At 63.8% G+C, this 25250-nt stretch carries 26 protein-coding genes; 10 read left to right on the top strand and 16 right to left on the bottom strand.

Annotated features, from left to right (window positions below):
• Positions 1–34: 34 nt before the first annotated feature.
• Positions 35–583 carry a TetR/AcrR family transcriptional regulator gene (locus FJ974_RS06635; protein WP_140533944.1) on the bottom strand — a complete coding sequence of 183 codons (549 nt, stop codon included), beginning with the start codon at positions 581–583 and terminating at the stop codon, positions 35–37.
• A gap of 150 nt (positions 584–733) precedes the next feature.
• Here FJ974_RS06635 and FJ974_RS06630 point away from each other — a divergent pair, with 150 nt between their 5' ends.
• Positions 734–2086 (top strand): efflux RND transporter periplasmic adaptor subunit, encoded by a 1353-nt coding sequence (locus FJ974_RS06630; RefSeq protein WP_226891504.1) that lies wholly within the window; start codon positions 734–736, stop codon positions 2084–2086.
• Positions 2083–5166 carry an efflux RND transporter permease subunit gene (locus tag FJ974_RS06625; protein WP_140533942.1) on the top strand — a complete coding sequence of 1028 codons (3084 nt, stop codon included), beginning with the start codon at positions 2083–2085 and terminating at the stop codon, positions 5164–5166. Before FJ974_RS06630 ends, FJ974_RS06625 begins: the two co-directional genes overlap by 4 nt.
• Before the next feature lie 109 nt (positions 5167–5275).
• Here FJ974_RS06625 and FJ974_RS06620 read toward each other — a convergent pair whose 3' ends face one another.
• Positions 5276–5731, bottom strand: coding sequence for a L,D-transpeptidase (locus FJ974_RS06620; protein WP_140533941.1), 456 nt, complete (start codon positions 5729–5731; stop codon positions 5276–5278).
• A gap of 346 nt (positions 5732–6077) precedes the next feature.
• Between FJ974_RS06620 and FJ974_RS06615 the strand changes: the two genes are divergently transcribed.
• Positions 6078–6410 carry a hypothetical protein gene (locus tag FJ974_RS06615; RefSeq protein ID WP_140533940.1) on the top strand — a complete coding sequence of 111 codons (333 nt, stop codon included), beginning with the start codon at positions 6078–6080 and terminating at the stop codon, positions 6408–6410.
• 35 nt (positions 6411–6445) lie between these two features.
• Positions 6446–6613, top strand: a complete 168-nt coding sequence (locus tag FJ974_RS06610) for a hypothetical protein (RefSeq protein ID WP_140533939.1) — start codon at positions 6446–6448, stop codon at positions 6611–6613.
• A gap of 140 nt (positions 6614–6753) precedes the next feature.
• Here the strand turns inward: FJ974_RS06610 and FJ974_RS06605 are convergent, their stop codons facing one another.
• Positions 6754–7455, bottom strand: coding sequence for a response regulator transcription factor (locus FJ974_RS06605; protein WP_140533938.1), 702 nt, complete (start codon positions 7453–7455; stop codon positions 6754–6756).
• A gap of 93 nt (positions 7456–7548) precedes the next feature.
• Between FJ974_RS06605 and FJ974_RS06600 the strand changes: the two genes are divergently transcribed.
• Positions 7549–8277 carry a response regulator gene (locus tag FJ974_RS06600; protein ID WP_226891503.1) on the top strand — a complete coding sequence of 243 codons (729 nt, stop codon included), beginning with the start codon at positions 7549–7551 and terminating at the stop codon, positions 8275–8277.
• A 31-nt stretch (positions 8278–8308) separates the two neighbouring features.
• Positions 8309–10408: an ATP-binding protein gene (locus FJ974_RS06595; RefSeq protein ID WP_181177159.1), complete on the top strand. Its 2100-nt coding sequence runs from the start codon at positions 8309–8311 to the stop codon at positions 10406–10408.
• Between the two features lie 122 nt (positions 10409–10530).
• Here FJ974_RS06595 and FJ974_RS06590 read toward each other — a convergent pair whose 3' ends face one another.
• The 6 genes from FJ974_RS06590 to FJ974_RS06565 all read right to left on the bottom strand — a co-directional run bounded on the left by FJ974_RS06590 (position 10531) and on the right by FJ974_RS06565 (position 15765).
• A complete protein-coding gene (locus FJ974_RS06590; protein ID WP_140533937.1) occupies positions 10531–10941 on the bottom strand; it encodes a hypothetical protein in 411 nt (136 codons plus the stop codon).
• A 331-nt stretch (positions 10942–11272) separates the two neighbouring features.
• Positions 11273–12577, bottom strand: a complete 1305-nt coding sequence (locus FJ974_RS06585; protein ID WP_140533936.1) for a flavin monoamine oxidase family protein — start codon at positions 12575–12577, stop codon at positions 11273–11275.
• A 113-nt stretch (positions 12578–12690) separates the two neighbouring features.
• Positions 12691–13749 carry a dipeptidase gene (locus FJ974_RS06580; RefSeq protein ID WP_140533935.1) on the bottom strand — a complete coding sequence of 353 codons (1059 nt, stop codon included), beginning with the start codon at positions 13747–13749 and terminating at the stop codon, positions 12691–12693.
• A gap of 151 nt (positions 13750–13900) precedes the next feature.
• On the bottom strand, positions 13901–14200 hold the full coding sequence (locus FJ974_RS06575; RefSeq protein ID WP_140533934.1) for a GNAT family N-acetyltransferase: 300 nt from the start codon (positions 14198–14200) through the stop codon (positions 13901–13903).
• Positions 14193–14828, bottom strand: a complete 636-nt coding sequence (locus tag FJ974_RS06570) for an alpha/beta hydrolase (RefSeq protein WP_140533933.1) — start codon at positions 14826–14828, stop codon at positions 14193–14195. Before FJ974_RS06570 ends, FJ974_RS06575 begins: the two co-directional genes overlap by 8 nt.
• A 4-nt stretch (positions 14829–14832) precedes the next feature.
• Complete coding sequence (locus FJ974_RS06565) at positions 14833–15765, bottom strand: VOC family protein (protein WP_140533932.1); 933 nt, start codon at positions 15763–15765, stop codon at positions 14833–14835.
• A 227-nt stretch (positions 15766–15992) separates the two neighbouring features.
• On the opposite strand from FJ974_RS06565, the gene FJ974_RS06560 reads away from it, so the two are divergent.
• Positions 15993–17555, top strand: coding sequence for an alkaline phosphatase family protein (locus FJ974_RS06560; RefSeq protein ID WP_226891502.1), 1563 nt, complete (start codon positions 15993–15995; stop codon positions 17553–17555).
• Positions 17556–17682: 127 nt separating this feature from the next.
• Here FJ974_RS06560 and FJ974_RS06555 read toward each other — a convergent pair whose 3' ends face one another.
• Positions 17683–19032, bottom strand: a complete 1350-nt coding sequence (locus FJ974_RS06555; RefSeq protein WP_140533930.1) for a PRC-barrel domain-containing protein — start codon at positions 19030–19032, stop codon at positions 17683–17685.
• Between the two features lie 245 nt (positions 19033–19277).
• Between FJ974_RS06555 and FJ974_RS06550 the strand changes: the two genes are divergently transcribed.
• The gene (locus tag FJ974_RS06550; RefSeq protein WP_140533929.1) at positions 19278–20198 is read left to right on the top strand and encodes a diacylglycerol/lipid kinase family protein; all 921 of its coding nucleotides are present in this window, start codon (positions 19278–19280) and stop codon (positions 20196–20198) included.
• 8 nt (positions 20199–20206) lie between these two features.
• On the opposite strand, the gene FJ974_RS06545 is transcribed toward FJ974_RS06550, so the two are convergent.
• A complete protein-coding gene (locus FJ974_RS06545; protein WP_140533928.1) occupies positions 20207–20407 on the bottom strand; it encodes a hypothetical protein in 201 nt (66 codons plus the stop codon).
• A gap of 148 nt (positions 20408–20555) precedes the next feature.
• Between FJ974_RS06545 and FJ974_RS06540 the strand changes: the two genes are divergently transcribed.
• Entirely contained in the window at positions 20556–22076 is a 1521-nt protein-coding gene (locus FJ974_RS06540) for a sensor histidine kinase (RefSeq protein WP_140533927.1), read from the top strand.
• A 7-nt stretch (positions 22077–22083) separates the two neighbouring features.
• Here the strand turns inward: FJ974_RS06540 and FJ974_RS06535 are convergent, their stop codons facing one another.
• The 3 genes from FJ974_RS06535 to FJ974_RS06525 form a co-directional block, all read right to left on the bottom strand.
• Positions 22084–22548, bottom strand: coding sequence for a phage holin family protein (locus FJ974_RS06535; protein WP_140533926.1), 465 nt, complete (start codon positions 22546–22548; stop codon positions 22084–22086).
• A gap of 7 nt (positions 22549–22555) precedes the next feature.
• A complete protein-coding gene (locus FJ974_RS06530) occupies positions 22556–22882 on the bottom strand; it encodes a DUF883 family protein (protein ID WP_140533925.1) in 327 nt (108 codons plus the stop codon).
• Positions 22883–22961: 79 nt separating this feature from the next.
• Positions 22962–23711 (bottom strand): Crp/Fnr family transcriptional regulator, encoded by a 750-nt coding sequence (locus FJ974_RS06525; protein ID WP_140533924.1) that lies wholly within the window; start codon positions 23709–23711, stop codon positions 22962–22964.
• A 162-nt stretch (positions 23712–23873) separates the two neighbouring features.
• Between FJ974_RS06525 and FJ974_RS06520 the strand changes: the two genes are divergently transcribed.
• Positions 23874–24254, top strand: a complete 381-nt coding sequence (locus FJ974_RS06520) for a response regulator (RefSeq protein ID WP_140533923.1) — start codon at positions 23874–23876, stop codon at positions 24252–24254.
• Between the two features lie 33 nt (positions 24255–24287).
• Here the strand turns inward: FJ974_RS06520 and FJ974_RS06515 are convergent, their stop codons facing one another.
• Positions 24288–24839, bottom strand: coding sequence for an RNA polymerase sigma factor (locus tag FJ974_RS06515; RefSeq protein ID WP_140533922.1), 552 nt, complete (start codon positions 24837–24839; stop codon positions 24288–24290).
• Positions 24840–24842: 3 nt separating this feature from the next.
• Complete coding sequence (locus FJ974_RS06510) at positions 24843–25046, bottom strand: NepR family anti-sigma factor (RefSeq protein WP_140533921.1); 204 nt, start codon at positions 25044–25046, stop codon at positions 24843–24845.
• Positions 25047–25250: the final 204 nt, after the last annotated feature.

The following is a 25250-nucleotide window of genomic DNA, read 5'->3' as shown; positions in this document are numbered from 1 at the left end:
GCTATGTCCGTAGGATGAAGCTGGTATGACGCCTTTAACTGTCTGGTGACCTAACTGCGATCTCGAGCAGCGACAATATCAAGAGCTTGCGTTCGTCCGGCGTCATCACGTCGGAATCGAAAAGATCCATGCTGCGCAGCCCCTCGATGGCGAAAAAGCAGACCAGCAGCGCACCAAGGTCGCTCGTCTCACCTTTCAGCCGTTCGAACAACTGCCGCTTGAACGATTTTATCGGCGCCAGGAATTCCGGATCCTCGGCGATTGCCGAAAAAATCCAGGACGCCGAGGGTTGCGGCTTTTCGCAATCGTCGGACGAAAGCGTGATATAGGCCGAGAGCGCGCTTTCATCGCCGGCTTGCGCGATGAGGGCTTCGAGCGCCTGCTCGAAGTCTTTGAGATAGTTCTCCACCAGGCCCTGCATCAGCTTGGCCTTGGTCGGGAAGTTGTAGAGCAGGCCGCCTTTCGACACGCCGGCGCGGCTGGCGACGGCGTCGAGCGACAGGTTCCCCGGCCCCGCCTCGCGCGCCACGTCGGCGGCTGCGGCAAGTATTCTGTCGCGCGAATTTGCCCTGCGAGCTTTCATCACGACTCCCTTACATTAGCGTATGCGGAATTGACAAGACCGTCCAGACGGTACAGGAAGGCGCCCGAAATTTGAAATCGGGATTCATCATCGGTATGTGTCCCGGCATCGATCGTTTTTACGCCGGTTGCCGGCCTAAGGGGACTGTCCGTGAAGCGCGCCATTATCATCACCGTAGTCCTGCTTCTGCTTGCCGTGGTGTGTGCCGGCGTCGTCGGCTTCAATCTGTTTCGCGACAGCGCGATCAAGCAGTTTTTCGCCACCATGAAGCCGCCGGCCGCGACCGTCTCGACGGTCGTCGTCAGGCCTTCGAACTGGACCCCCGGCGTCGAGGCGATCGGCACCGTCAATGCCGTGCGCGGCGTCGACCTCACGGTCGAGACCACGGGCATCGTCAAGGAAATTCTCTTCCATGCCAACCAGAACGTTGCGGCGGACGCGGTCCTCCTGCAGCTCGACGATGCCGTCGAGAAAGCCGATCTGGAGGCGCAGAAGGCGCAGGCCGCATCCGACCAGGCGGCACTGACCCGCGCAATCGAATTGCAGCGGCGCGGCGTCGGCACAGACGCCACGCTTGATGCCGCGCGCGCGGCCGCGACGGCTTCCGCCGCGCAAGTCAACAAGCTGCAGGCGGTGCTTGAGCAGAAGCAGCTGACGGCGCCCTTCGCCGGCACGCCGGGTATTCCGAGGATCGATGTCGGCCAGTATCTGGCGCCTGGCAATTCGGTGGTGACGTTGCAGGATCTCGATACGATGCGGGTCGATTTCACGGTTCCCGAGCAGCAGCTGCCGGAGCTGAAAATCGGTCAGACGATCCGGCTCGGCACCAGCCTTTCGGACATGTCTTTTGCCGGCTCGATCCGCGGCATCGACCCCAAGATCGATCCGGCGAGCCGGCTGGTCTCGATCCGTGGCGAGGTCGCCAATCCGGAGGGCAAGCTCACTCCCGGTCAATTCGTGCAGATCCGCGTCGAACTGCCGGAGGAAAACAACGTCATCTCGGTGCCGCAGACCGCCGTGACGTCGAGCCTCTACGGCGACTACGTTTTCGTGGTCGTACCGCCAAAGCCCGCCGGCGCCACCGCTGCTCCGGCTGCGAAGCCGGAGGATCAGACGTCGGCTACAGACAAGCCCGCAGGGGATACCGCCAAACCTCAGGCCGATGCGACCAAGCCGGTTGCCGATGCGGCAAAGACTGGGACCGACGCCGCCAAGCCAGGCGATACTACAAAACCCGCGGACAATGCCGCAAAGCCGGCCGACAAGGCCGGTGCGGAGGCAGCCAAGCCGGCCGAAGCCGCACAGCAGCCCGCGCTGGTCATCTCGCAGGTATTCGTCAAGCTCGGCCGGCGCAACAACGGCATGGTCGAGATCACCGAAGGTCTCAAGGACGGTGACCAGGTCGTCACCGCCGGCCAGAACCGGCTCTTCAACGGCATGTCGGTCGCCGTCGACAACACCATCGACCCCAGCAAATCGGCGAACAAACAGGTTCAGCAATGAGCTTTTCCGACCTTTTCATCCGCCGGCCCGTGCTGTCGACGGTGCTGGCTTGCCTGATCCTGCTGCTCGGGTTCCAGGGCATCTTCAGCCTGTCGATCCGTCAGTATCCTAAGGTTGACGAGACGGCGATCACCATTACTACCGCCTATCCGGGCGCCAGCGCCGACCTGATCCAGGGTTTCATCTCCGCCCCGATCGCGCGCGCCGTCGCCTCGACCGAGAACATCGACTACGTCACGTCCTCGAGCCGCCCATCTTCGAGCACCGTGACGGTGCAGATGAAGCTCGGTTCCAATCCGGACGTCGCACTGACCGAGGTGCTGTCCAAGGTTCAGGGCGTGCGCGGCACCTTGCCGGACGCATCAAAAGACCCGGTGATCGTCAAAGGCACCGGCCAGCAGTTCGCGATGATGTACATCTCGATGCAGAATCCGAACATGACCAAGGAGCAGCTGACCGAATACATCGAGCGTGTCATCCGGCCACGCATTTCGACCGTGGAAGGCGTCGCCGACGTCCAGATCTTCGGCGCCCAGGAATATTCCATGCGCATCTGGATCGACCCGATCAGGCTTGCCGCCCGCGGCGCCACCGCCGTGGACGTGCTGACCGCGATCAACAACTCGAACTTCCTGTCGGCGCCCGGCAACACTCAAAACGAGTATATTGTCTCCTCGATCACCGTGCATTCGACCTTGCAGACGCCCGAGGCCTTCGCCCAGCTCCCGATCCGCTCGACGGATGGCCAGGTGGTGCGGCTGCGCGATGTCGCGCGGATTGAGCTCGGCGCGAAGAACACTGACACCAGGGTGAGCTTCAACGGCAAGCCGGGAACCTTCCTGGCCATCTTCCCGACGCCCGCGGCCAACCCGCTGACGACTGCGGCCGCGGTCACCAAGCTCGTGCCGCAGATCCAGGAGACGCTTCCGAAAGGCATGACGATCGAGGTCGTTTACGACGCGACGGGCCAGATCAGCGCCTCGATCGAGGAAGTGTTCAAGACCATCGGCGAGGCCGTCGCCATCGTCATCGTGGTCATCCTCCTGTTCCTCGGCTCGTTCCGCTCGGTGATGATGCCGATCGTGACCATCCCGCTGTCGCTGATCGGCGTCTGCTTCATCCTGTTCGCCGTAGGTTATTCGATCAACCTTCTGTCGCTGCTGGCCATGGTGCTGGCGATCGGCCTTGTCGTCGACGACGCCATCGTGGTGGTGGAGAACATCCACCGCCACATGGAGGAAGATCACATGTCGCCGATGCAGGCGGCCTTCAATGGCATGCGCGAGATCGCGACAGCCATCGTGGCGATGACCATCACGCTGGCCGCCGTGTTCGCCCCGCTTGCCTTCACCGGCGGCCTGACCGGCGCGCTGTTCCGCGAATTCGCGGTGACGCTGGCCGGCTCCGTGGTGCTGTCGGGCGTGATCGCCATGACCATCACGCCGATGATGTCCGCTCGCCTGCTGAAGGCAGGCCAGCACGGCCGTTTCCAGCGGATCGTCGACGGAACCTTCAGCCGCGTCGAGCGCGTCTACGAACGGGCGGTCACCGCTTCGCTCAGGAACCGGCCGGTGACGCTGATCATCGTCGCCGCCCTTGTCGCCCTCACCGGCTTCATGTTCACCAAGACCTCGACCGAGCTGGCGCCGGAAGAGGATCAGGGCTTCCTGCTCTCGATCGTCACCGCGCCGCGCTACGCGACGTCGGACTACACCGAGACCTATGTCAACCAGATGCTCGGCCTGGTGAAGGATATTCCGGAGACCAGGGCGCAATTCTCCGCCGTCGCCTTCGGCGGCTCCACCAACAGCGCCTTCGTCGGCTTCGCCTTCAAGGACTGGGCGGACCGCAAGCGCAGTTCGAAGGAGCTGCAAGCCGACATCCAGGGCCGCCTGGCCAAGGTCGCCGGCGTTCAGGCCTTCGTCTTCGCGCCGCCGACGCTGCCCGGTTCCGGCGGCGGCCTGCCCATCTCCATGGTGGTGCGCTCGACCGGCGATGCCTCCGAGGTCTTCGACCAGGCGGAGAAAATCAAGAACAAGGCGCAGGCTTCCGGCCGCTTCATCGTCGTGCAGAATTCGATGTCCTATGACGCACCGCAGGTAACGGTGACCATCGACCGTGAGCGCGCAGCGGCCCTGAATCTGCCGATCGCCGACATTGGCAACACGCTGACGCTGCTGGTCGGCGGCGCCGAAGTGGCGCAGTTCGACCGCGACTCCAACAGTTATGACATCATCCCCCAGGTGCCGCAGGAGTTCCGTGACAATCCTGAGAAGCTCGGCCGATATTTCGTGCGCAGCGTCGACGGCAAGATGGTGCCGCTGTCGGCGGTGGTGAAGATCTCGACCAATGCCTCGCCGGCGGCAATCGAACAGTTCAACCAGCTGAATTCCGCCACGATCTCGGCCTTGCCGCTGCCTGGCGTGACCACCGGCGACGGGTTGCAGGTGCTGGAGAATCTTGCCAAGGAGACGCTGCCCGACACCTTCTTCATCGACTATTCCGGCCAGTCGCGGCAGGAAAAGGAGCAGGGCAACACCATCCTGATCGCCTTCGCCGCGGCAGTGATTGTCATCTACCTGGTCCTGGCGGCCCAGTTCGAAAGCTTCCGCGACCCGCTGATCATCATGATGGCAGTGCCGCTGTCGATCTTCGGCGCCATCGTGCCGCTCAACATGGGCCTCGGAACGCTCAACATCTACACCCAGGTCGGCCTGATCACCTTGATCGGCCTGATCACCAAGCATGGCATCCTGCTGGTCGAATTCGCCAACCAGCAGCGCGAGATCCATGGCATGCGGCGGCGCGACGCCATCATCGCCTCGGCGAAGGTCCGCCTGCGGCCGATCCTTATGACGACGGCGGCGATGGCGCTCGGCGTCGTGCCGCTGATCATCTCAAGCGGCGCCGGCGCCGCGGCCCGCTATTCGATGGGCCTGGTGATCTTCACCGGCATCCTGGTCGGCACCATGTTCACGCTGTTCGTCGTGCCGATGTTCTACACCTTCATCGCCAGCAGGGATCTGCCGCATCTTGCCGAGAAGCCGGATCCGAAGCTGATGCCGGCGCTGCCGAGCTGATCGACACGACGAGCTGACAATCAAAAAAGAGGCCGGAAATCCCGGCCTCTTTTTTCTGGGTCGCTTCTGCGGCTTCGGCGCGGTCAGCCGAAGGCGGCGACGCGCCAGGCTACTTGACGATGACGATGCTGGTGTTGGCGGGGCCGAAAGTCTCGACGAGCTGATAGAAGTCGGCCGCCGCATCGGGATGCAGCCGCACGCAGCCATGCGAAGCCGGATGGCCGAGACGCTTGACGGCGTAGGTGGCATGCACCGCATAGCCGCCGCTGAAGAAGACGGAATGCGGCATCGGCGCGTTGTCGTATTTCTTCGAATACCACATCTCGTGCAGGCGGGTCGGCTTGAACAAGCCCGTCGGCGTGATGTGCGCCCGGTCGCCCGTCGATACTTTCCAGGCGAAGGTCGGCCGGCCGTCGACCGAGACTTCCATGATCTGCTGCGACAGTGAAACCCGCGCCACGATCTGGTCGGCGTGAGCAGCATTGCCGGCGCCGAAGAGCAGTGCCGCGCCGGTGAGCGCGACGGCGGCGACGTTGATGAGCTTGGCGGAAATGGCGGTATGCATGACGATCCCTCTTTTTTGCCGGTCCGGCCGGCTTCGATTTCGATGCCGCCTTATCGACGTCGCCTGTTTCAAGCCAATTTCGCTTGATGCTCGTTTCTGTTTCGAATCTGTTTCTTGAGGTTAACAGCCGACATTAGCCGAACCGGTTGCCTTAAGCCGCCGCGCCGACGGTGCCTGCGGTTCAAAAACCGCCAAAACCCGCAAACAAAGGCGATACGCTTCCCATATGAAAGATTTCTGCCCGATCTCGAAACCCATCTGCAACAAAACGCGGCTTGCGCGGCATGAAACGGATACATGCCGGCGGCAATGTTGACCCAACGGGAACAGACACCAGCAAACGAAAATGGGCAGGAAATCGAACCTACGCTCCTGGCTTCTCAGGATAAGCGTCGCGGCAGTCGTCCTCGGCGGCGCCGGCTCTGTCGCCGGCAACCCGGTAACGGCGCTTGCAGGGATGAATTCCAGCGAGGTTTCGACGCTGCACACCGCTCTGTTCATCGCCACGGTCTGGATTGTTTCCAGCCTGCGCGTCCACCGGTTGAAGGCCTTCTGGCGGGTCGGCCTTCGGCCAATGAGGATGCGCGGCCCCTCCGGCTACTTGCTGCCGAGAGGACCGAAGGCCCGCGCCGCGACGGGGGGCTCCGTAAGCGGCGCGGGCGCTTCGGGAGTTTCCTGAAGCACCGGCGCATATCGAGATTTGAGGTTAAGGACATGAAGACGAAATTTGCCGCGACGGTGCTTTCCGCACTGCTCTACGCCCAGGGACTGCTTGGCTTTGCCGCGCTTGCGACAGTGCTGCTGAAGGATCGCGCCCATGCCGGTGAGGTCACCGCCAGCGCGGCGCCATCATCCGGCCCTTCGGTCCTCGTGGTCCGTTGAACAAGGCATCGGACCCAAAAGTGGAAGCCGGTTTTGGGAGCATCCGATGCCAAGACCGGATAACAGCATCGGACCCAAAGGTGGCGACCGGTCTTGGGCCTCCGGTGAAGGCAGAGGCAGATGGTCTCGCCGCCCCGGTTTCAGTCGCTGCGCTGCGTCGGCGGGTCGAAGCGGTAGCCGGCGCCCCTGATGGTGGTGATGGTCTCGGTATCGAGCTTGCGGCGCAATCGAACGATGCGCGAATCGATCGAGCGGTCGAAGGCGTCGGCATTCTCGGCGGGCGCCGCCGCGATGATGTCGTCGCGCGTCAGCACCTTGCGCGGGCTCGCCAGGAACAGCCTGAGCAGCGCCACCTGTCCCGGCGACAGCTGGTCCTCGGTGCCGGAGCGGTGCATGACCATGGCCGACCGGAGATCGACAGTGGCGTTCTCCAGCACGATCAGCTCCTGCGCGTTGCGGCCGCGCCGCGTCAGCAGGCCGCCGATGCGCGCGGCGAGCTCGCGCACATTGAGCGGGCTCTGCACGACATCTGCGGCGCCGAGCTCGAGCGCCAGCACCTTGTCGACAAGATCGGCCGGCCGGCAGATCAGGATGAAATCGGGATCGCCCTCGCCGCCCCCGCCTTGGCCGCCATAACGCTTGAGCAGCTCACGGCCCTCCGCCTGGCTGACGCTGTCGCCGACGACCACGACATCGATGCCGCCTGCCGAAAGCAGCGACTCCGCCTCCCATGGCTGGCGCGCCTGGCGCACGTCATGCCCGCGCCGCTCGAGATGGTCGGCAAGGTCGCCCGCCACCACTTCGGCAACGGATACAAGCGCGATGACGGATCGTGCTGCCATTTTCTCCACCCCGCCACAGACATCTCGAGATGAGTGCTGGACATCATGTTTATACCCAATCTACTTTCCGCTGAAAGCGGGAGCGAGACCATTGTGAAGGCGCGCATCATCGTCGTCGAGGACGAGCCGGACCTGCGGGAAGCGGTCGCCGAGTATTTGGGCGCCAGCGGTTATGACGTGGCCACGGCCGAGAATGCCGCCGCCGCGCGCGCTTTGTTCGAAGCGCAACCCTTCCATCTCGCCATTCTCGACATCGCCATGCCCGGCGAAGACGGCCTGTCGCTCGGCCGCTGGCTGCGCTCCAGGACGCAGATCGGCGTCATCTACGCCACCGCCGCCGGCACCGCGCTCGACCGCATCGTCGGGCTGGAGCTCGGCGCCGACGACTACATCGTCAAGCCCTATGAACTGCGCGAGGTGCTGGCCAGGGTCCGCAGCGTGCTGCGCCGCGTGCCGCAGCCGGCCGAGCCGCAGCCGGCGAAAACCGAGACCGGCGGCCGCCGCCTCATGAGTTTCGGCGGCTTCCAGGCCGATTTGGACGGCCGCCTGGTCACCGGCGTCAACGGCGCTGTCATCGAAATGGCCAAGAGCGAGTACGACGTGCTGGAAGTTTTCCTGACGCGCGCCAATCGGCTTTTGACGCGGGCGGCGATCTCGGAGGCGATCGGTTTCGTAGAAGACCCGGAATCGTCACGCGCGGTCGACATCCGCATCATGAGGCTCAGGAAGAAGATCGAGGCCGATCCCGCCAATCCGAAATTCCTTCGCACCGTGCGTGGCGAAGGCTATATCTTCTCGCTGCCGACCGGCGACGGGCACTAAACCGCGCCACGACCTGACAAGATGGCCGACCATGACTGCTGAGGCAGCGCGCATCGATTTGCAAGGCTCCCGCCAGGGCGCCGCGATGGCGGCTGTCCGCGTCGTGCGCCGGCTGCGCGAGGCCGGCGACTGGCAGCGCGAGATGGACGGCATATTAGAGGTGCTGTGCCGCGCCATGGAGTGCCAGCGCGGCATTCTGTTTCGTCTGCGCGAATTGCCCGGCCAGGGTTTTGCCCAGTCCGTTTCGGCCTACTGGATCGATCCCGTGTTCGGCGGCGAGCTGGCGTCGCCAACGGTGATCATGCAGTCGATCATCAACTCGGACCCGTTGCTGGAGCGGCTGCAGGAAGACGAGCGGCAGGGCAAGATCTTCGCCGGCCATACCCGCAATCTGGAGGGCTTCCTCAGGGCGGATTTCGAAAAACAGAGCATCAAGTCCTTCCTGTCCGTATCGGTCTTCGCGCACGGCCATCTCTGGGGCACGCTTGCCGTCAACGACTGCATCGCCGAACGCGAATGGACCGACGAGGAAGAGGCGACGCTGCACATCATAGCGCTCGCCATCGGCGACGCCATCGAACGCTCGCCCTCCGATGCGCATGCCAGCGAGGTCATCCGCCGCACCATGCTGCAGGCTTCGCTCGACGCCATCATCGTCATCGACGAAGCGGGCTCGATCATCGAATTCAACCCCGCCGCCGAGAAGATGTTCGGCTTCCGGCGCGGCGACATCCTTGGCAAGGACCTGCTCAACACCGTGGTGCCGGTCTACTATCGCAAGGGTTACGCGTCGGGCGCCGACTATATGTCCGGCCGCGGCGCGCCGATGGTCGGCCACCGGCTGGAAACCGTCACCCAGAACGCGGCCGGCGAGGTCTTTCCGATCGAGCTGACGGCGACCGAGATGCGCGTCGCCGACCGCCGGCTGATCTTCGGCTCGATCCGCGACCTGCGCGACAAGCTGCACGCCGAGGAAGAGATCAACCGCCAGCGCGAGAAGCTGCACCAGAACGAGAAGATGGCGGCGATGGGATCGCTGCTCGCCGGCGTCTCGCACGAGCTCAACAATCCGCTTGCCGTGGTGGTGGCGCAGTCGACGCTGCTGCATGAATTCGCCACCGATCCGCAGACCAAGGTGCGCGCCGAGAAAGTGCGCGCGGCCGCCGAACGCTGCGGCCGCATCGTCAAGAGCTTCCTGTCGATGGTGCGCCTGCATCCGACAGAGCAGGCCGAGACGGACCTCAACCAGGTGATGCGGGCCGCGCTCGAAGTCACCGCCTATGGCGCGCGCTCCAGCGGCATCATCATCGACACCGATTTCGCCGACGGCCCGCTGCTCGCCATGGCCGATGCCGACCACGTCACCCAGGTCGCCGCCAATTTCCTCATCAACAGCCAGCATGCACTGGCCGGCGTCGCCGGCGAGCGGCGCATCAAGGCGCGGACCTTCCGCAGCGATCGCGGCAACCCGGGCTTTTCCGTCGAGGACAACGGACCAGGCGTTCCCGAGGCGATCCGCTCGCGCATCTTCGAATCCTACTTCACCACCAAGCCGGTCGGCGTCGGCACCGGCATCGGGCTGTCGATCTCGAAATCGATCGTCGAGCGTCACAACGGTAACATCTGGTTCGAGGAGGTTGAGCCGCATGGCGCGCGTTTCGTCGTCCAGCTGCCGGCCATCGCCGGCGCCGCCGCCAGGCCCGGCGAGGGTCCCGTGCGTTCGAGCGGGCTGCGCCACGCGCTGATCGTCGACGACGAGCCGGATGTCGCAGGATCGCTCTCCGACATATTGGAGCTGATGGGGGTCAAGTCGCGCGTCGTCGCCAGCTGGACGTCGGCTGGCGACGTGCTGAGCGGCCATATGCCGCCGGACATCGTCTTTTCCGACCTGCGCATGCCGGGCACCAGCGGCATATCGATCTATCGCGAGCTGCTTGCCGAACGGCCGGGGCTGGCGCAGCGCTTCGTGCTGGTCACCGGCGACCTGATCGGCGCCAAGGCAGAGATCGAGGCGCTGCCGCCGCAGCAACGGCCGCACATCCTCGAAAAGCCGTTCTCGACGCTCGATATCCGCGGCGTTCTGTCGACGGTCGCCGACCAGGTCGCGGCCGACAACGGAGCGCATATCTGAGCGGGCGGCAGAAAAAATCGCATTCGCCACCCGACACAAGAACACAGGTCAAAAAAAGAGGCTCCCGACCGACGGTGCGGTGGGAGCCTGACTGGAGCGCGGAGGGTGCGCTCAGGGGAGGTCTAAAAAACGTTCGGCGTGTTGGTGAGCGGCGCGGCGTTGGCGATCATGCGCACCGCGCGGGCCCTGTGCTGGCCGGACTGCAAGGCGATGGCGCGCAGGCAGTCGGCGCTTTCGGCGCCCCAGGCTTGGCCCTTGCAGGCGAAATCGATCTCGGATTGCGGCAGGCGCGCGGTCTTGAGCGTGGTCGGCGCTCCCTCAACCACATTGGCCGGCGGATGGAGCGAAGCGAAAGCCGGACCCGAGGCCGGCGCTGCCACCATGCCGACGAAGGCGCAGGTGCCGACCAGCATGAACATCGACATCGGACGGTCGCTGGCGCGCTGGCGCAGCGAAGGCTTCGGCCGGCGATTGTTGCGCGCGGGCCCATACAGGCGGCGATTGCTATCAGCGCTCTGGACTTTCGCAAACATCGATAGTTCCCTTCGTATTCTTTCTTTTCCCTTTGAAACGAACTTAACCGCGCCAAGTAACATCATAATGATTGGTCGTGTTCGGCCGTGTAACAGGATTGAAACAGGAACCTGGGTCGCGACGCTTCCGCCCCTTATCCTGCTTGAAGACCTTCTTGTCCTGCTTGAAGCGAGAGATGCTCCAGTTGGCTTCGGTCGACTGTAAGCAACCTCACACTGCTCGCTGAATCGAGGTAACGATCGGCATGTTCTCGTGCACGAATAGCGCGCAGCATTAAAACCCGCGCCCGAAATCGTTGTTTTAGATCCCTGGATTCCCGATCCGCCTCGCCTACGACCCTTTGGTGGCGATGTCGGATTGAAGCTCTGCCATGATTTTGTGGGCAGCGATGCGCCCCGCGACGATCGCACCTTCGACATAGCCCGGAAATGACGGCGACAGTTCCGAAGCGGCGAAGTGGACCGGCGCCGCGCCGGCGAGGATGATGCGTTCCGCATACCGCGCTGTCACATCGACGATGAGGTCGCTATAGGCGCCGCCGCTCCAGCGGTCATGCGTCCAGTCGCGCGAGTTGAACTCGATAATGTCGGCGGCATCCGGGCCCAGCGCTTGCTCGAGCCTGGCCGTCAATTCCATGCGCAAAGCCGCATCGTCGAGCACGTGCCAGCGCAGCGCCAGCGGCCCGCCGACAAAGACGACGAGTGCTGCATGGTCGGTATCCTTGCTGGCATCACAGGCAAACAGCCCCGGCATGTCGCGCCACATCACCATGCCGCAAAGCCCCTGCTCGCGCCAGAACGGTCTGGCATAGCGCACCAGGATCTTGATCACCGCGCCGCTTTCCCAGACGCTGAGCGCCTTCGCCAACTCAGCCGGCAAAGCGGGCGCGAAGTCGAGCTTCGCGGCCGTCGCCGGCGGCAAGGCGATAAGCGTTGTGCGCGCCTCGATAGCGCCACCGGCGGTGAAAATCTGGACGCCTTGTTGCCCGTGCTCGATCCGCGTCACCGCCTGATTCAGCCGCAGCCGGTCGCCGACATCGCCCGCCAGATCCTCGGCCAGCGACTGCATGGTGTCGCGCAGAAAATACTGCAGCTCAAACACCTCGTTGGTGATGCGGCGATCATTGTCGATCAGGTACCAGAGCGGCACTTTGTCCGCGGCCAGGCACCACAGGCCTTCGACCAGCGATCGGAAGGCGGCCTTGGCGTCGGCCGGATCGTGCTGGCGTTCGATCCAAGTCGCGACGGTCAGCCCGGCAATCGAGGGATCGTCCGGGTCGATCCTGTTCATGCGCTCGCGGATGGCCATCGAGGCTCGATAGGTGCGCCCGGCCCTCGCTGGGGTCATCGACGGGTGAGAGATGAATTCGCCGTCGACATAGGTCTCGATGAATGTCCGGCCGCGTGCCTTCGCCAGCGCCATCACCTCCGGCATGTCCTGGCACAGGAACTGACCGCCGCTGTCGATCCGCTCGCCGAGCCCGTTCTGCACAGCCTCGACCCGTCCGCCGACGCGGTCACGCGCTTCCAGAACAAGAAACTCGATGCCGGCGCGCTTCAATTCGAGCGCCGCCGACAGGCCGGTGAAGCCGGCGCCGACGATGACGACGTCGGTCCTTTCGGTTTTGCTGCTCAATAGCCGGCCTTGATCTTCTCGAATTCCTCGATCATCGACTGCTCGACCTCTGGCGCCACCGGCTGTTGGGTGCGGAAATTTCTTGTCGACACCGCTTTGAATATCAACAGACCTCAGCCGATGGTTCTCTCCAGAACGCTCAACCAATTGCGATAGGCGATCTTCTCGATCAGCGCACGCCCGAAGCCGCGCGCGGCAAGCGCATCGATCAGCCTGGGCAGGCCGGCGACATCGCCGATGACGGCGGGGATCATGGCGCCGTCGAAATCCGAGCCGAGGCCCACGCCATCCTCGCCCAGTGCCTGCAGCAGCGAGTCGATGTGGCGGACCATGATGTCGAGCCCGGTGTCGGCATTCATCCGCCCATCCTCACGCAAAAAACCGGTAGCGAAGTTCAAGCCCACCATGCCGCCGGATTCGCGAATGGCGCCGAGCTGCCAGTCGGTCAGATTGCGGGAGTGGCCGCAGATCGCATGCACGTTGGAATGGGTCGCGACCAGCGGCGCGTCGCTGAGCGCGGCCACGTCGCGAAACCCCTTCTCGTTGAGATGCGAGAGGTCAATCATGATCTTCAGCTGGTTGCAGGCCTTGACCAGCGCCTTGCCGGCATCGGTGAGGCCAGGCCCGGTGTCGGGCGAGGACGGAAAGCGGAACGGCACGCCATTGCCGAAGGCGTTGGGACGGCTCCAGACGATGCCGAGCGAGCGCAGCCCGGCGGCGTGAAGCACGTCGAGCATGGCAAGCTCGGGATCGATGGCCTCCACGCCTTCGATGTGGAACACCGCCGCGATCGAGTCCTTTGCCATCGCCTCGCGTACGTCGCCGGCGCTACGGCAGACGGTCAGCGCGCCGGCGCGTTCCAGCCTGAACAGGATCGAGGCCATGCCTATGGTCGAGGTGATCGCCTCGGTCCGCGGCAGCTCGGGGGGCAAAGGCTCGTTGTCGCTCGGCGCCGGCGGCACGGCGCTGCGCTTGGTCTTTTCGATCGGCGGCGGGAAGATCGCGAACATGCCGCCGGCAAAGCCGCCCTTTTTGGCGCGCGGCAGATCGATATGGCCGCCCGGCGTCCCTTCGATGAACAGCTTTTCGACATCCGCGTCCTTCGACTGATAGAGCCGGAGCAGCGTGTCGTTGTGGCCGTCGAAGACGGGGATGAGGTCGGTATCGGTCATCAGGGAAGCCATTCAAATCGGTGACGGGCGGGACGGCAGTTTTCGTCCGAGGCGAACCGTCAACTTAGGCAAGATGACCGGGCCGTGCAAATGCCGGGCTGGCTCTTTTCCTTCTCCCCTGTGGGCCCAAGGGGAGAAGGGGAAGACGGCACTACTGCTTCAACACGTCCGCCCATTCCTGGTGGCGGCGGAACTGGGCGTTGGCGAAGGGGCACAGCGGGATGATCTTCTTGCCGGCGGCGCGCGCATCCTCGACCGCGCGGGTGACGAGGCGAAGCCCCGCACCCTGGCCGCGAAAGACGTCCGGCACCTCGGTGTGATCGATAATGATCTGATGCTCGCCGATCTTGGTGAAGGTCATCTCCGCCTCGGCGCCACCCGGCCCGCGCAGCACATAGCGCCCCTTGGAGCCATGGTCCTCAAGCTCGATCTCAGGCAGTTGGTCAGCCATTGCTTACCCCTCCTTCAGCCGGCGCGAAGGCAAAGAACTGCCGTGCCGTCTCGATTTCGTTTGGCCGCACCTCGTGCCCGCCGTCATGCCATTCCACTGTGACATCGGCGCCGTCGGCGCGCAAATAGGCCTCCAGCCGCGACGTCAGGTTCGGCGGGCAGATCGGGTCGCGCCTGCCGGCGGTGACCAGGATACGGCGGCCGGCAAGGCTGCCCTTCACCTCAGGCTCGAACGGGATCAGCGGATGCATCAGCGCCGTGGCATTGAACAGGTCCGGCGCCGCAAACACCACCGAGGCCAGGATGTTGGCGCCGTTGGAGTAGCCGAGACCGAGCACCGCCGAAGGCCTTGCCGCCTCGACATGCGCCTTGACGAAGCCCGCCATCTTGCTCGTCGCCCGCTGAAGGTCGTCCATGTCGTAGACGCCCTCGCCGGTGCGAAGGAAGAAGCGCGACGCGCCATATTCGGAAACATCGCCGCGCGGCGAGACGATCGTCGCCGAAGGCAGAAGCTCGCGGCCGAAGCCAAGAAGCTGGTTCTCGTCGGCGCCGGTGCCGTGCAAGACGAAGAGCAGCGGACTGCCCGGCGAACCGGGCAGCAGCTTGTGGATGTAAGCGTCCTTGCTCATCGCTTCAGTCTTCCAGTTTCTGCAGGTGCTGTTCGAGATAGGGCCGCAGATGCTGGTGCTGCGTCGGCAGCTTCAGCGCCTCGCCGAGATGCGCGGCATCCTCGTCGCGGTCGAAGCCCGGTTCGTTGGTGGCAACCTCGAACAGCACGCCGCCCGGGGTACGGAAATAGATCGCCCAGAAATAATCGCGGTCGATCACCGGCGTCACGCCGTAGCCGGTATCGATCAGCGCCTTGCGCACTTCGAGCTGTTTGGCGCGGTCCTCGACGGCGAAGGCGACGTGGTGGACCGAGCCGGCGCCGAGATTGGCGAACCCCGCACCCGGCAGCGATTCGATGTCGACGACATCGGCGCCGTTGCCGTTCTTGATCGCCATGCGGCGAACGTTGCCAGACTTGTCGACCTCCTCATAACCCATGAATTTCAACAGCTCCTCGGTGGCGCCGCCGTCCTTGAGCCGCAGCGAAACCGAGTGGAAGCCGCGGATCGCCTCGTCGGCCGGAACCCCGCCCTTCACCCACGGCGCGCGGCTGTCGGCCTTGTCCTCGACCAGCGCGAAGCCGTCGCCGTCGGGCCCGGTGAAGGTCAGCCGTTTCTCGCCGAAGCTTTCGGTGCGGGCAACATTGCCCACGCCTTCATCGGCGAAGTGGTTTTCCCAATAGGCGAGCGTTCCTTCCGGCACAGAGAAGACCGTGGTCCCGACCTCGCCGACCCCATGCCGGCCCTTGCCGATATCGGGGAACGGAAAATAGGTCATCACCGAACCCGGCGTGCCGACCTCGTCGCCATAGTAGAGGTGATAGACATCGGGCGCGTCGAAATTGACGGTCTTCTTGACCCGGCGCAGGCCGAGCTTCCTGGTGAAGAATTCATTGTTCCGGCGCGCATCGCTGGCCATCGAGGTGACGTGATGCAGGCCCTTGATCTGATTGAGCATGATGCTGCTCCTTCCCTGTCCTTGCTGCGGCCCTCGCCGCTGTCCACGCCAATATGAGGATAGACCGGCCTGCAGCAAAGCGCGCAAACACGAATGGACTGTCTCATAAAAGTGAACGGACGCAAGGCGTATGTTCACTGATTGATGAAACTGTGTCCTTGCACCGCTCGGGAATTTCGGCTCCATGAGCGGCGCGCCGTTTTGAGGAGAAGATCTTGGACAACCGAGTGAGTCGCCCGAATGTTCTTCTCATCACTTGCGACCAGTGGCGTGGCGATTGCCTTTCGGCCGCAGGCCATCCGGTGGCCAGGACGCCGAACACCGACGCGCTTGCCGCCGAGGGCGTGCTCTTCCGGCGCCACTATGCCGGAGCGGCGCCCTGCTCGCCGGCGCGCGCCTGCCTCTACACCGGCCTCTACCAGATGAACAACCGCGTCTGCCGAAACGGCTCGCCGCTCGACGCCCGCCACGGCAACATCGCGCTCTCGGCGCGCGCGGCGGGCTACGACCCGACATTATTCGGCTATACCGATGTGGCGCCTGATCCACGCCAACTCGCTGCCGGCGATCCGCGCCTGAGGAGTTATGAAGGCGTGCTGCCCGGCTTCAGCGTCCGGCAGTCCCTGCCCGAGCATCAGAAGCAATGGCTGTCCTGGCTGGGAATACAAGGCATCGACGCCAGCGCCGGCAGCCCCGGCATCCATCGTCCGGCGGGCGAGCAGGGCAAGACCGGAGGCGACGTCAGCAACGCGCCGCCCCTCTATTCGAAAGACCAGACGCCGACCGCCTTCCTGGCCGGCGAATTCATCCGCTGGCTTGGCGAGCAGGAGAAGAGCGCGCCGTGGTTCGCGCACATCTCCTTCATCAGCCCGCACCCGCCCTTCATCGTGCCGGAGCCCTACAACAGCATGTACAATCTGGCTGAAGGTCCCGCTTTCCGTCGCGCTGCAAGCTGGCAGGCCGAAGCGGAAACCCATCCCTATCTCGCCTACGATCTCGCCGGGCAGAAGCGGACAAAATTCGTCCCCGGCATCGAGGGCAAGGTGGCGGATTGGAGCGAGGAGAACTTCCGCCGCATACGCGCGATCTATTACGGCATGATCTCCGAGGTCGACGCGCAGCTCGGCCGCATCTGCCAAGCGATCGAATCAGCGGGGGCCTGGGACGACACCGTGATCGTGCTCACCTCCGACCACGCCGAGATGATGGGCGACCATTTCATGCTCGGCAAAGGCGGCTTCTTCGACGCCAGCTACCACATTCCGTTGATCATCCGCGATCCGAGCCGCAGGGCGGCAGCCGGCGCGTCCATCGACCGCTTCACCGAAGCCGTCGACATCTTTCCGACCTTGCTCGACCTGATCGGCGCAGCACCCGAGCCGCATCTCGACGGCAGATCGCTGGCGCCGTGGCTCGACGGCAAGGAGCCGGCCGACTGGCGCGAGGCCGCGCATTGGGAATTCGACTTCCGCTCGGTCGCCGACGGCGAAGCCGAGCATCATTTCGGCATCGGCTCACGCGACTGCAACCTGGCTGTCCTGCGCACCGACCACTTCAAATATGTCCATTTCGGCGGCGGCCTGCCGCCGCTGTTGTTCGATCTCGCCAAGGATCCGGGCGAGCTGAGCAACGTCGCGAACGACCCCGCCTATCTGCCGGTGCGACTGGAGTTCGCCGAAAAGATGCTCGCCTGGCGCGCCAGGCATCTAGACCAGTCGCTGGCATTGGCGGAACTGACGGAGGATGGCGCGGTCGGCCACATGGCAAGTGGTAAGGGAGTAGGGGAGTAAGGGAGTAGGGGAGTAGGGGAGTAGGGATGAAGCGCCGCGCTGGCACTCGTCAAACCATACTCCCTTACTGCCTTACTGCCTTACTCCCTTACTCCCCTACTCCCTACTCCCCTACTCCCCTACTCCCTTACTTCAGTATCATCCGCTGCTTGTCGCGATTGGCGGCGTAACTGCTCTTGTCGTATGCCGCCTGCGCCTGCAGCTGTTCCTTGGTGAAGTTGGTGTAGAGATATTTCTTGCCGTTCTTGTCGGTCATGAATTTGAGCTTGTCCATGCCGACCGCAACCTCCTTGGCGCCGATACCGAGGAAGCCGCCGACGTCGACGATGACCGCGTCCGGCTTGTTGTCGGGCGTCAGCACGACGTCGCCGATCGAACCTATCTTGGCATCGTTCGCGCCATAGACCGTTGTGCCCTTGAGGTCGTCGACGCGCATGTTGCCCATCGGCATCTCGGTCAGCGTCGACTTGTCGATCGAGGCAGTCTGGGTCGTGTCAGTCGCCGACGTATTCGCGGGCTTGTTTTCCGCCGTCGTGCTCGGCGCCGGCGCCGCCGGCTTGGTTGCGGCGGTGCTCTGGGCGGGCTGAGCCGGCTTGCCCTGCTTGTCGGCGGTCGTGTCGGCCGATGCCACAGTCGGGGTAATGGTGGCCGGAGCATTGGCCGATGCGGCGGTGGAACCGGGCGCCGGATCATAGGCCTTACGGTTGAAGTCCGGCTGCGCCTGCAGTGCTTCCTTGGTCGTTTCGGCCACCAGCCAGCGATCGCCGTTCTTCTCGGCCCACTTGGCCTTGGCGAAGTCATAGGTGACGTTCTTTTCGCCGATGCCAAGGAAACCGCCGACGCCGATCACCAGCGACTCGGCCTTGCCGTCCTTGGCCAGCACGATATCGTTTACGTCGCCGATCTTCTGCGCATCGTCCGCGGTGCCGTTGTAGACCGACTTGCCCATGATGTTGGTAGCGAGATTGCCGTCGGCTTTGTTAACTGGCTCGGCCGGCGCGTTGGCAACCGACTTTTGGGTGCCGCCCGCCTCGGTGGTCGAGGGCTGCGTGGCGGCTGACTGAGCCGGCTCGTAAGCCTTTCTGTCGAACGCCGGCTGGGCGTTCAGCTCATCCTTGGTCGTTTTGGCCACCAGCCAGCGGTCGCCGTTCTTCTCGGCCCATTCCAGCTTGCTGTAATCGAAAGCAACGTCCTTCTTGCCGACCCCCAGGAAGCCGCCGACGCCGATGATCGCCGACTTTGCCATGCCGTTCGCATCGAGGACGACATCGTCGACCTTGCCGATGCTCTGGGCATCGTTGCCGGTGCCGTTGTAGACGGATTCACCGATGATGTTGGTCATCAAAGCGCCGTCGGCGCGCATTACGGGAGCCGGGTTCTCGGCGGCAGGCGGCTGCGCGGGCGTTGTCGTCTGCGCATAGGCGCCGGTCGCAAGCAGCGTTGCCAGCGCGGTAGTCGCAAAAAGCATGCGGATCATGGCGGTTTCTCCTCGTGCCTGGTTCGTACACGCCGCATCGGCAATCGACCCTTGCGGGCGCCGGACGCGGCATTGTTCGACAGCTTCACAACGTCGTGAGCAGGGCGTTGTTCCACAAAAGCGGCGCGCACCCTGATGCCCCGACTTCCCGGTTCTTTGCGGAACCTTTCAGTAGCCCCTTCGTTACAGCCTGCGGCTGAAAGGATGTTTTCGGCCCAACGATCGCGAAAAAAAACGGAGCGGGTATGCGGTTTGCGGCGGTGCTGAACCAGGATGGCGGCACGCTGCGATCGACCGATATTGCCGCCTTTTCAGACCGGCTCCGCCGGACGCTCGAAGCGGCGGGCCATTCGGTTCAGATCGACATTGTCGCCGGCCGCGACATCGCCGCCGCATTGCAAAAGGCCATAGCGAAGCGCAACATCGACGTGGTGATCGCCGGCGGCGGCGACGGCACGATTTCCACCGCCGCATCCCTTCTCATGAACAAGAAGAAAGCCTTGGCCATACTGCCTGCGGGCACGATGAACCTTTTTGCCCGCGGGCTCGGCATTCCCCAGACACTGGATGGGGCGTTGAAATCCTTCGCCGACGGCGAGGTGATTGCCGTCGACATGGCGAGCGCCAACGGCCACCCTTTCGTGCATCAGTTCTCGATCGGCATGCACGCCAGGATGGTGCAATTGCGCCAGGACATGGATTTTGGCTCGCGGCTAGGAAAAATGCGGGCGTCGCTGCGCGCCGCATGGGCAACCATCAAGAACCCGCCCGCTCTCAGGGTAAGCTTGACCATCGGCAAGGCCGAGATTGTCACCCGCACCACCGCCATCGGCATCTCCAACAATCTGTTTGGCGAGGGCCACCTGCCCTACGCCGACAATCCGGCCGGCGGCGTGCTCGGCATCTATGTCGGTGTCGCCCGCAGGCGACGTGACCTGGCAAAACTCCTGCTCGACATGCTGCGCGGCCGCTGGCGCGACAGCGCGCATGTCGAGATCCATCAGGCCGACAAGGCCGTGCTCAAGATCCATTCGCCCACGAAAAAGTTCAGCGCCGTCATGGACGGCGAACTGGTCAGGCTGGAGCGCGAGACGGCGATCGAGATTCATCCGGGCGCGTTGAACGTGCTGGTTCCGGCACGCAACGCGCAGGCAAAGGCAGCTTGATGAGAAGGTCAGCCGTTTGCGGGTTTTTGCCCGGACGGCGGCGCCTGCGGAACGGTCTGCTGCGTCGTCGGGGACTTGATGAGTTCGCCATAGATTTCGACCGCGCCCCACGCAATGAAGGCCAGCAGCAGCCCGGCAATGAGGATCCTGAGAGCATGCCAGCCCCAATGCCCCTGACGGGCTTTGTTTTCAGGAACGATCTTGGTCATAATCTGCCTCCGTGTTGGGTGGCGGCCAGTGCTTTGGGCAAGACATGGTCGGGTAACGGGTCCTCTGCGCTAAGGTTCCGGACCCGACGGCGACGTTCGGCGGTCATTGGGCAACCGACTGTCGCCGACAGGGCCTTTTGGGGGATTGGTGAATAGCAAGCCAGACAGATTGCCGGCCGATATCGGTCGCGTCGTCAAAGACGCGGATCGGCTTGCCGTGCTTCACGGCCTCGAAGCGCTGGATATGGCCGGCGATCCCGACTTCGATCGCATCAGCAGCCTTGCGGCCGCGGCCTTCGCGGCGCCGATTGCAATGATCACTCTGGTCGACGTCGATCGCCAGTGGATCAAGTCGCTTATCGGTCTCGAGGACAAGGAGACATCGACGGATTCCTTTTGCGCCCACGCCATTGCGGCGGGCGACGGCCCATTGGTTGTGGCCGACGCCACGCTCGACCCACGTTTTGCCGGCAATCCGCTGGTCATCGGCAAGCAGCACATCCGCTTCTATGCCGGCGCGCCGGTGATCGTGGCTGGCGCCCGGATAGGCGCGCTCTGCGTGCTCGACCGGGAGCCAAGACCATATCCGTCGGCTGACAGGCTTGCGCAGCTCAAGGCTCTGGCCGATCTCGCGGCAAGCCTGTTCACGCTCAAGGATGCCAACCGCAACGGCGCCATCGCCGAGGCGGAACTGGCGCGCGAGGAAAAGCGCCGCGCCGTCGCGCTCGACGCCGCCTCGCTGGCGAGCTGGGCCTGGGACATCCGCACCGACATGATCGAGTGCGATGCGCTTTTGGCCGAGCTTTTCGACCTGCCGCCGTCGAACCGGCTGAAGGCGCGCGATATCATGCGCGCCATCGACCCGCGCGATGTCTACCAGACCGAGACGCGTTTCCGCGACGCGCTGAGCGGCAGCGACGACTATTTTGGCGAATACCGGGTCAAGGGCTTTCATCCGGCGCGCTGGATCGCCACACGCGGCCGCGTCATCGAGCGCGACAGCGACGGCAAGCCGACGCTGATCTTCGGCGTCAATTACGACATCAGCGAGCGCAAGCTCGGCGACGAGCGGCAGCGCCTGCTGCTGCGCGAGCTCAACCACCGCGTCAAGAACACGCTGGCGACGGTCCAGGCTTTGGCGACGCAGACGGTTCGCCACGCCCGTGAGCCCAGCGAGTTCCTGGAGGCCTTCAGCGCCCGGCTGCAGGCGCTGGGCGCTGCACACAGCCTGCTTTCCGACCGCGAATGGCGCGGCATCGGTATCGGCGAACTGGCGCGGATCGAGGTCGGGCCTTTCGACACCGGCGATCGGCAACGCATAACGATCTCAGGCCCGGACGTCCTGCTTACGCCCGACCAGGCGGTCGGGCTCGGATTGATCCTGCACGAGCTGGCCAGCAACGCCCTTAAATACGGATCGCTTTCGGCTTCATCCGGAAAGGTCGAGCTGGCGTGGAAGGCGCATGGCCGCAAAGGTGCGCGGCGGCTGCTGCTGACCTGGCGCGAGAGCGGCGGGCCCGAGGTCGAGCCGCCTGACCGCCATGGCTTCGGTGCGATCCTGATCCGCCGCAGCCTTGCCAAGGTTATCGACAGCGAGGTGACCCACGAATATCGCCCCGAGGGGGTGTTTGCCGAGATATCGATACCGCTCGAAGATCTGCCGAAATAGGCCGCCGCTACCGCGGATCATCGCGATCCGGCTTGCCCGGCGCCGGTTTCACGTTCTCGCGGTAGATGGCGTAAGCGACCAGCGCCAGTGCGGGGGCAAGGACGACGCCCAGACCTCCTTTGCTTTTGCTGAGCGCCGGCAGCAGCGCGAGCGCCGCCGTGATCCCCAGTCCTGTCAGGTCGGCCTTGCGTTGGCGGGCGCGGCGTCTGGATTGCCTGCCGGTCGTCAGCTTGTGGATCACGAGAATGAGACCGGCAATCACCAGGAAGCCGATGCCGAAGCCGAGGCAGGTAGCCAACGGACCAAAGCGCGACGCCAGCCAGACATAGGCCGCGCCGATAAGAAAGCCGACGCCACAAAGCGCGAAAACGCCGGCAACCCCATAAAGGATTGTCGTTATCCTCGCTCTTCGTAAAGCGGCTGCGGCCTCGCCAGAAATAAAGGCCGAAATCAGCGAGACCAGCGTCCCCATTTGCAGGCTAGCGGCGGGAGAGAAGCGCGAACAGGAAACCCACGCCGGCGGCGATTGCCAGCGACGTCACCGGCTTTTCGCGAACGCTGGCCACGATCTGCGCCTCAAGATCCTGGGCGCTGCCGCGCATGCTCTCGAAGGCTGCTTCGCCTTGGGCCCGAAGCTGCTCGACGCCGTCGGCTGCGGCACGTTTGGCCGCGCCATAACCATGCTCGCTGGTCTTGGCCAACTGCTTGGTGAGCTCCTCTATATCGGCTCTCAACTGCCGAATATCGGCTTCGAGATCGGCGGTGGAAGGATCATCTGCCGTGGATTTGCCTGTGGCGGTCGCCATCGCTTAACTCCTTGCGTTTACTTCCGTTTCAACGTGCGGTCAGTGCCAAGGTTCCGATCCCCGGCGGGCCAAATTCCGTTCAGATCAGCGGCCGGCGCTCCTCGCCCAGGCCTTGCCAGCGGGCGAGCTTTTTCAAGCCTTCATAGTCGACGACCTCACAGCCGCCATCGCGCCAGTGGATCAGCTTGCGATCCATCAGCTTGCGGATCGTCTTGTTGGTGTGAACGAGCGAAAGACCCAGCGTATCGGCGACGTGCTGCTGAGTGATCGGGACCTTGCCGGTGACGCCGGTGCCGCGGGCGCGCCTGACAATGAAGGCGATGAGATAGGCGGCGCGTTCGAGCGCGGTGCGACGGCCTATGCTGAGCAGATTCTCATCCAGCATGCGCTCTTCACGCGACGCGATCCAGGTGATGTCGTAGGCGAGCCCGGGATGATTGCGATAGAGCTCATGCAGTTGCTCGCGCTCGAAGACGCAAAGCAGCATTGGCGACAGCGCCTCGACCGAATGCTGCATCTCTCCCATCAGGCTGCCTTGCAGGCCGACGAGATCGCCTGGCATGGAATAGTTGAGGATCTGCCGGCGCCCGTCGGGCAACAGCTTGTAGCGGAACGCCCATCCTGAAAGCACCGTGTAGAGATGCGCGCTGTGGCTGCCTTCGACCAGCACCGTGGCGCCCCTGTCGACGGCGAGTTCGCCTCGCTTGAAGGTGCTGACGAACGACAGCTCCTGCTTGTCGAAGTCCCGGAAGGCCGGCAGCGGCCGCAACGGGCACTTCTCGCAAGGATATTGGCGACTTGCAAACGTACGCACTTGCTGGCTGGACATTTCGACCCCTCTTCGAAATCCCTACCCTAAGGGCACATGGAAACGCTCGAAGCGGGTCGAGGTTCCGCCGGCTGGCGGCGCCACTCTTTCATCCACGTCTTTTTTAAATGACATTGGCGCAAATACCGCCCATGACTGCGCCCTGCGGAGGAGACGCCACAGGTGCCACCATTGCTTGACGGATTGCGCATCCTTGTTCTCGAAGACGAACTCCTCATTGCGATGGATGTCGAACAACTGTGCCGCGACTACGGCGCCGCCGAGGTGGTGACCGCGCGCCAACTGACCGAGGTCGACGAGCAGGAACTACCGTCGCGCTTCGACGCGGCCGTAATCGACCTGATGCTGGGCGGCGTTTCGACGCTCGACTTTGCCAGGCGGCTCAGCCGTGCCGGCATGCCCTTCGTCTTTGCCTCCGGATATTCGAACCCAGATGAGATCGAAGGCTCTTTTCCGGACGTCCGGCTGGTCACCAAACCTTATTCGGGGGACGATCTGATCGAAGCCCTGGCCGCCGCCTGCGGACGCGCCAAGGCGGCTTGACGACATCGGCGGCTCGCCGGCTCAGGCAGGATGTCAGGCGGCGTTGGAGCCGGTCACGGTTGCCGAGATCGCATCGGGACCATATTCGTCCTCGCCGGAGATCTTGAGGATCTCCTGCAGCCTGGTGCGCGCCCGGCTCACCCGGCTTTTGATCGTGCCGACCGCGCAGCCGCAAATCTCGGCCGCCTCCTCGTAGGAGAAGCCGGAAGCGCCGATCAGGATGATGGCTTCGCGCTGATCCTCCGGCAGCTGTTCGAGGGCCCCGCGAAAATCCTTCAGGTCGAGCTGTCCATGCTGGGCCGGGTGGACGGCGAGCCTGGCGGTCATGATGCCGTCGCTGTCCTGCACCTCGCGGCCGCGCTTGCGCATTTGCGAATAGAATTCGTTGCGCAGGATGGTGAACAGCCAGGCCTTGAGGTTGGTGCCGGGCTGAAAACTCTCATGCTTGTCCCACGCTTTGACCAGCGTTTCCTGGACCAGGTCGTCGGCCTTGTCGGCATTCTGCGTCAGCGACACCGCAAAGGCGCGCAGGCTCGGTATCGCACCGAGCAACTCGGTCTTGAAGCTTTGGGAGACCGCCGCCATGACTCAATCCTTTTTCGGGGCGGGTTCGGTCTGTTCCAGCTGGCTGAGCAACTGAGCGAATCGATCCGGAACGTGGTCGGAGACCAGTTCGTCGTAATATTGCTTGAGTTTGCGGGCGATTTCGGAGTTCGGTCCGAGTGGACTGCCATCGACACTCCGGTGCCTGTTCACGGCACCGGCGGTTGTGTTCTTCGTCATTTCTTTCATATTCGCCCTAATTTCCAGCACCCGAGCCGTCTTGGAACCAGATATCATAACGCAAGCGGCATCGTCGTCTGGTTACCCATCCCGTTACCGCGAAACGCCCACCTGCTAATTTAGTTCCACAGCCGGCGGAACTTTTTCTGCAAGCCGGCGTTGGTCTCGTTGGGGCTTGCAATCAGCCTGACTTTCAAAACAACGTCATCTGAG

This window comes from Mesorhizobium sp. B1-1-8 (assembly GCF_006442795.2).
Taxonomy (GTDB): domain Bacteria; phylum Pseudomonadota; class Alphaproteobacteria; order Rhizobiales; family Rhizobiaceae; genus Mesorhizobium.
The sequence above is the reverse complement of the archived record's forward strand: the minus strand, read 5'-3'. Positions and strand labels throughout refer to the sequence as shown.

What these genes read in the sequence shown, in the direction of transcription:
- FJ974_RS06635 (WP_140533944.1), bottom strand. Translation starts at nt 583, where the DNA reads ATGAAAGCTCGCAGGGCAAATTCGCGCGACAGAATACTTGCCGCAGCC.
- FJ974_RS06625 (WP_140533942.1), top strand. Translation starts at nt 2,083, where the DNA reads ATGAGCTTTTCCGACCTTTTCATCCGCCGGCCCGTGCTGTCGACGGTG.
- FJ974_RS06620 (WP_140533941.1), bottom strand. Translation starts at nt 5,731, where the DNA reads ATGCATACCGCCATTTCCGCCAAGCTCATCAACGTCGCCGCCGTCGCG.
- FJ974_RS06615 (WP_140533940.1), top strand. Translation starts at nt 6,078, where the DNA reads ATGGGCAGGAAATCGAACCTACGCTCCTGGCTTCTCAGGATAAGCGTC.
- FJ974_RS06610 (WP_140533939.1), top strand. Translation starts at nt 6,446, where the DNA reads ATGAAGACGAAATTTGCCGCGACGGTGCTTTCCGCACTGCTCTACGCC.
- FJ974_RS06605 (WP_140533938.1), bottom strand. Translation starts at nt 7,455, where the DNA reads ATGGCAGCACGATCCGTCATCGCGCTTGTATCCGTTGCCGAAGTGGTG.
- FJ974_RS06595 (WP_181177159.1), top strand. Translation starts at nt 8,309, where the DNA reads ATGACTGCTGAGGCAGCGCGCATCGATTTGCAAGGCTCCCGCCAGGGC.
- FJ974_RS06590 (WP_140533937.1), bottom strand. Translation starts at nt 10,941, where the DNA reads ATGTTTGCGAAAGTCCAGAGCGCTGATAGCAATCGCCGCCTGTATGGG.
- FJ974_RS06580 (WP_140533935.1), bottom strand. Translation starts at nt 13,749, where the DNA reads ATGACCGATACCGACCTCATCCCCGTCTTCGACGGCCACAACGACACG.
- FJ974_RS06575 (WP_140533934.1), bottom strand. Translation starts at nt 14,200, where the DNA reads ATGGCTGACCAACTGCCTGAGATCGAGCTTGAGGACCATGGCTCCAAG.
- FJ974_RS06570 (WP_140533933.1), bottom strand. Translation starts at nt 14,828, where the DNA reads ATGAGCAAGGACGCTTACATCCACAAGCTGCTGCCCGGTTCGCCGGGC.
- FJ974_RS06565 (WP_140533932.1), bottom strand. Translation starts at nt 15,765, where the DNA reads ATGCTCAATCAGATCAAGGGCCTGCATCACGTCACCTCGATGGCCAGC.
- FJ974_RS06555 (WP_140533930.1), bottom strand. Translation starts at nt 19,032, where the DNA reads ATGATCCGCATGCTTTTTGCGACTACCGCGCTGGCAACGCTGCTTGCG.
- FJ974_RS06550 (WP_140533929.1), top strand. Translation starts at nt 19,278, where the DNA reads ATGCGGTTTGCGGCGGTGCTGAACCAGGATGGCGGCACGCTGCGATCG.
- FJ974_RS06545 (WP_140533928.1), bottom strand. Translation starts at nt 20,407, where the DNA reads ATGACCAAGATCGTTCCTGAAAACAAAGCCCGTCAGGGGCATTGGGGC.
- FJ974_RS06535 (WP_140533926.1), bottom strand. Translation starts at nt 22,548, where the DNA reads ATGGGGACGCTGGTCTCGCTGATTTCGGCCTTTATTTCTGGCGAGGCC.
- FJ974_RS06530 (WP_140533925.1), bottom strand. Translation starts at nt 22,882, where the DNA reads ATGGCGACCGCCACAGGCAAATCCACGGCAGATGATCCTTCCACCGCC.
- FJ974_RS06525 (WP_140533924.1), bottom strand. Translation starts at nt 23,711, where the DNA reads ATGTCCAGCCAGCAAGTGCGTACGTTTGCAAGTCGCCAATATCCTTGC.
- FJ974_RS06515 (WP_140533922.1), bottom strand. Translation starts at nt 24,839, where the DNA reads ATGGCGGCGGTCTCCCAAAGCTTCAAGACCGAGTTGCTCGGTGCGATA.
- FJ974_RS06510 (WP_140533921.1), bottom strand. Translation starts at nt 25,046, where the DNA reads ATGAAAGAAATGACGAAGAACACAACCGCCGGTGCCGTGAACAGGCAC.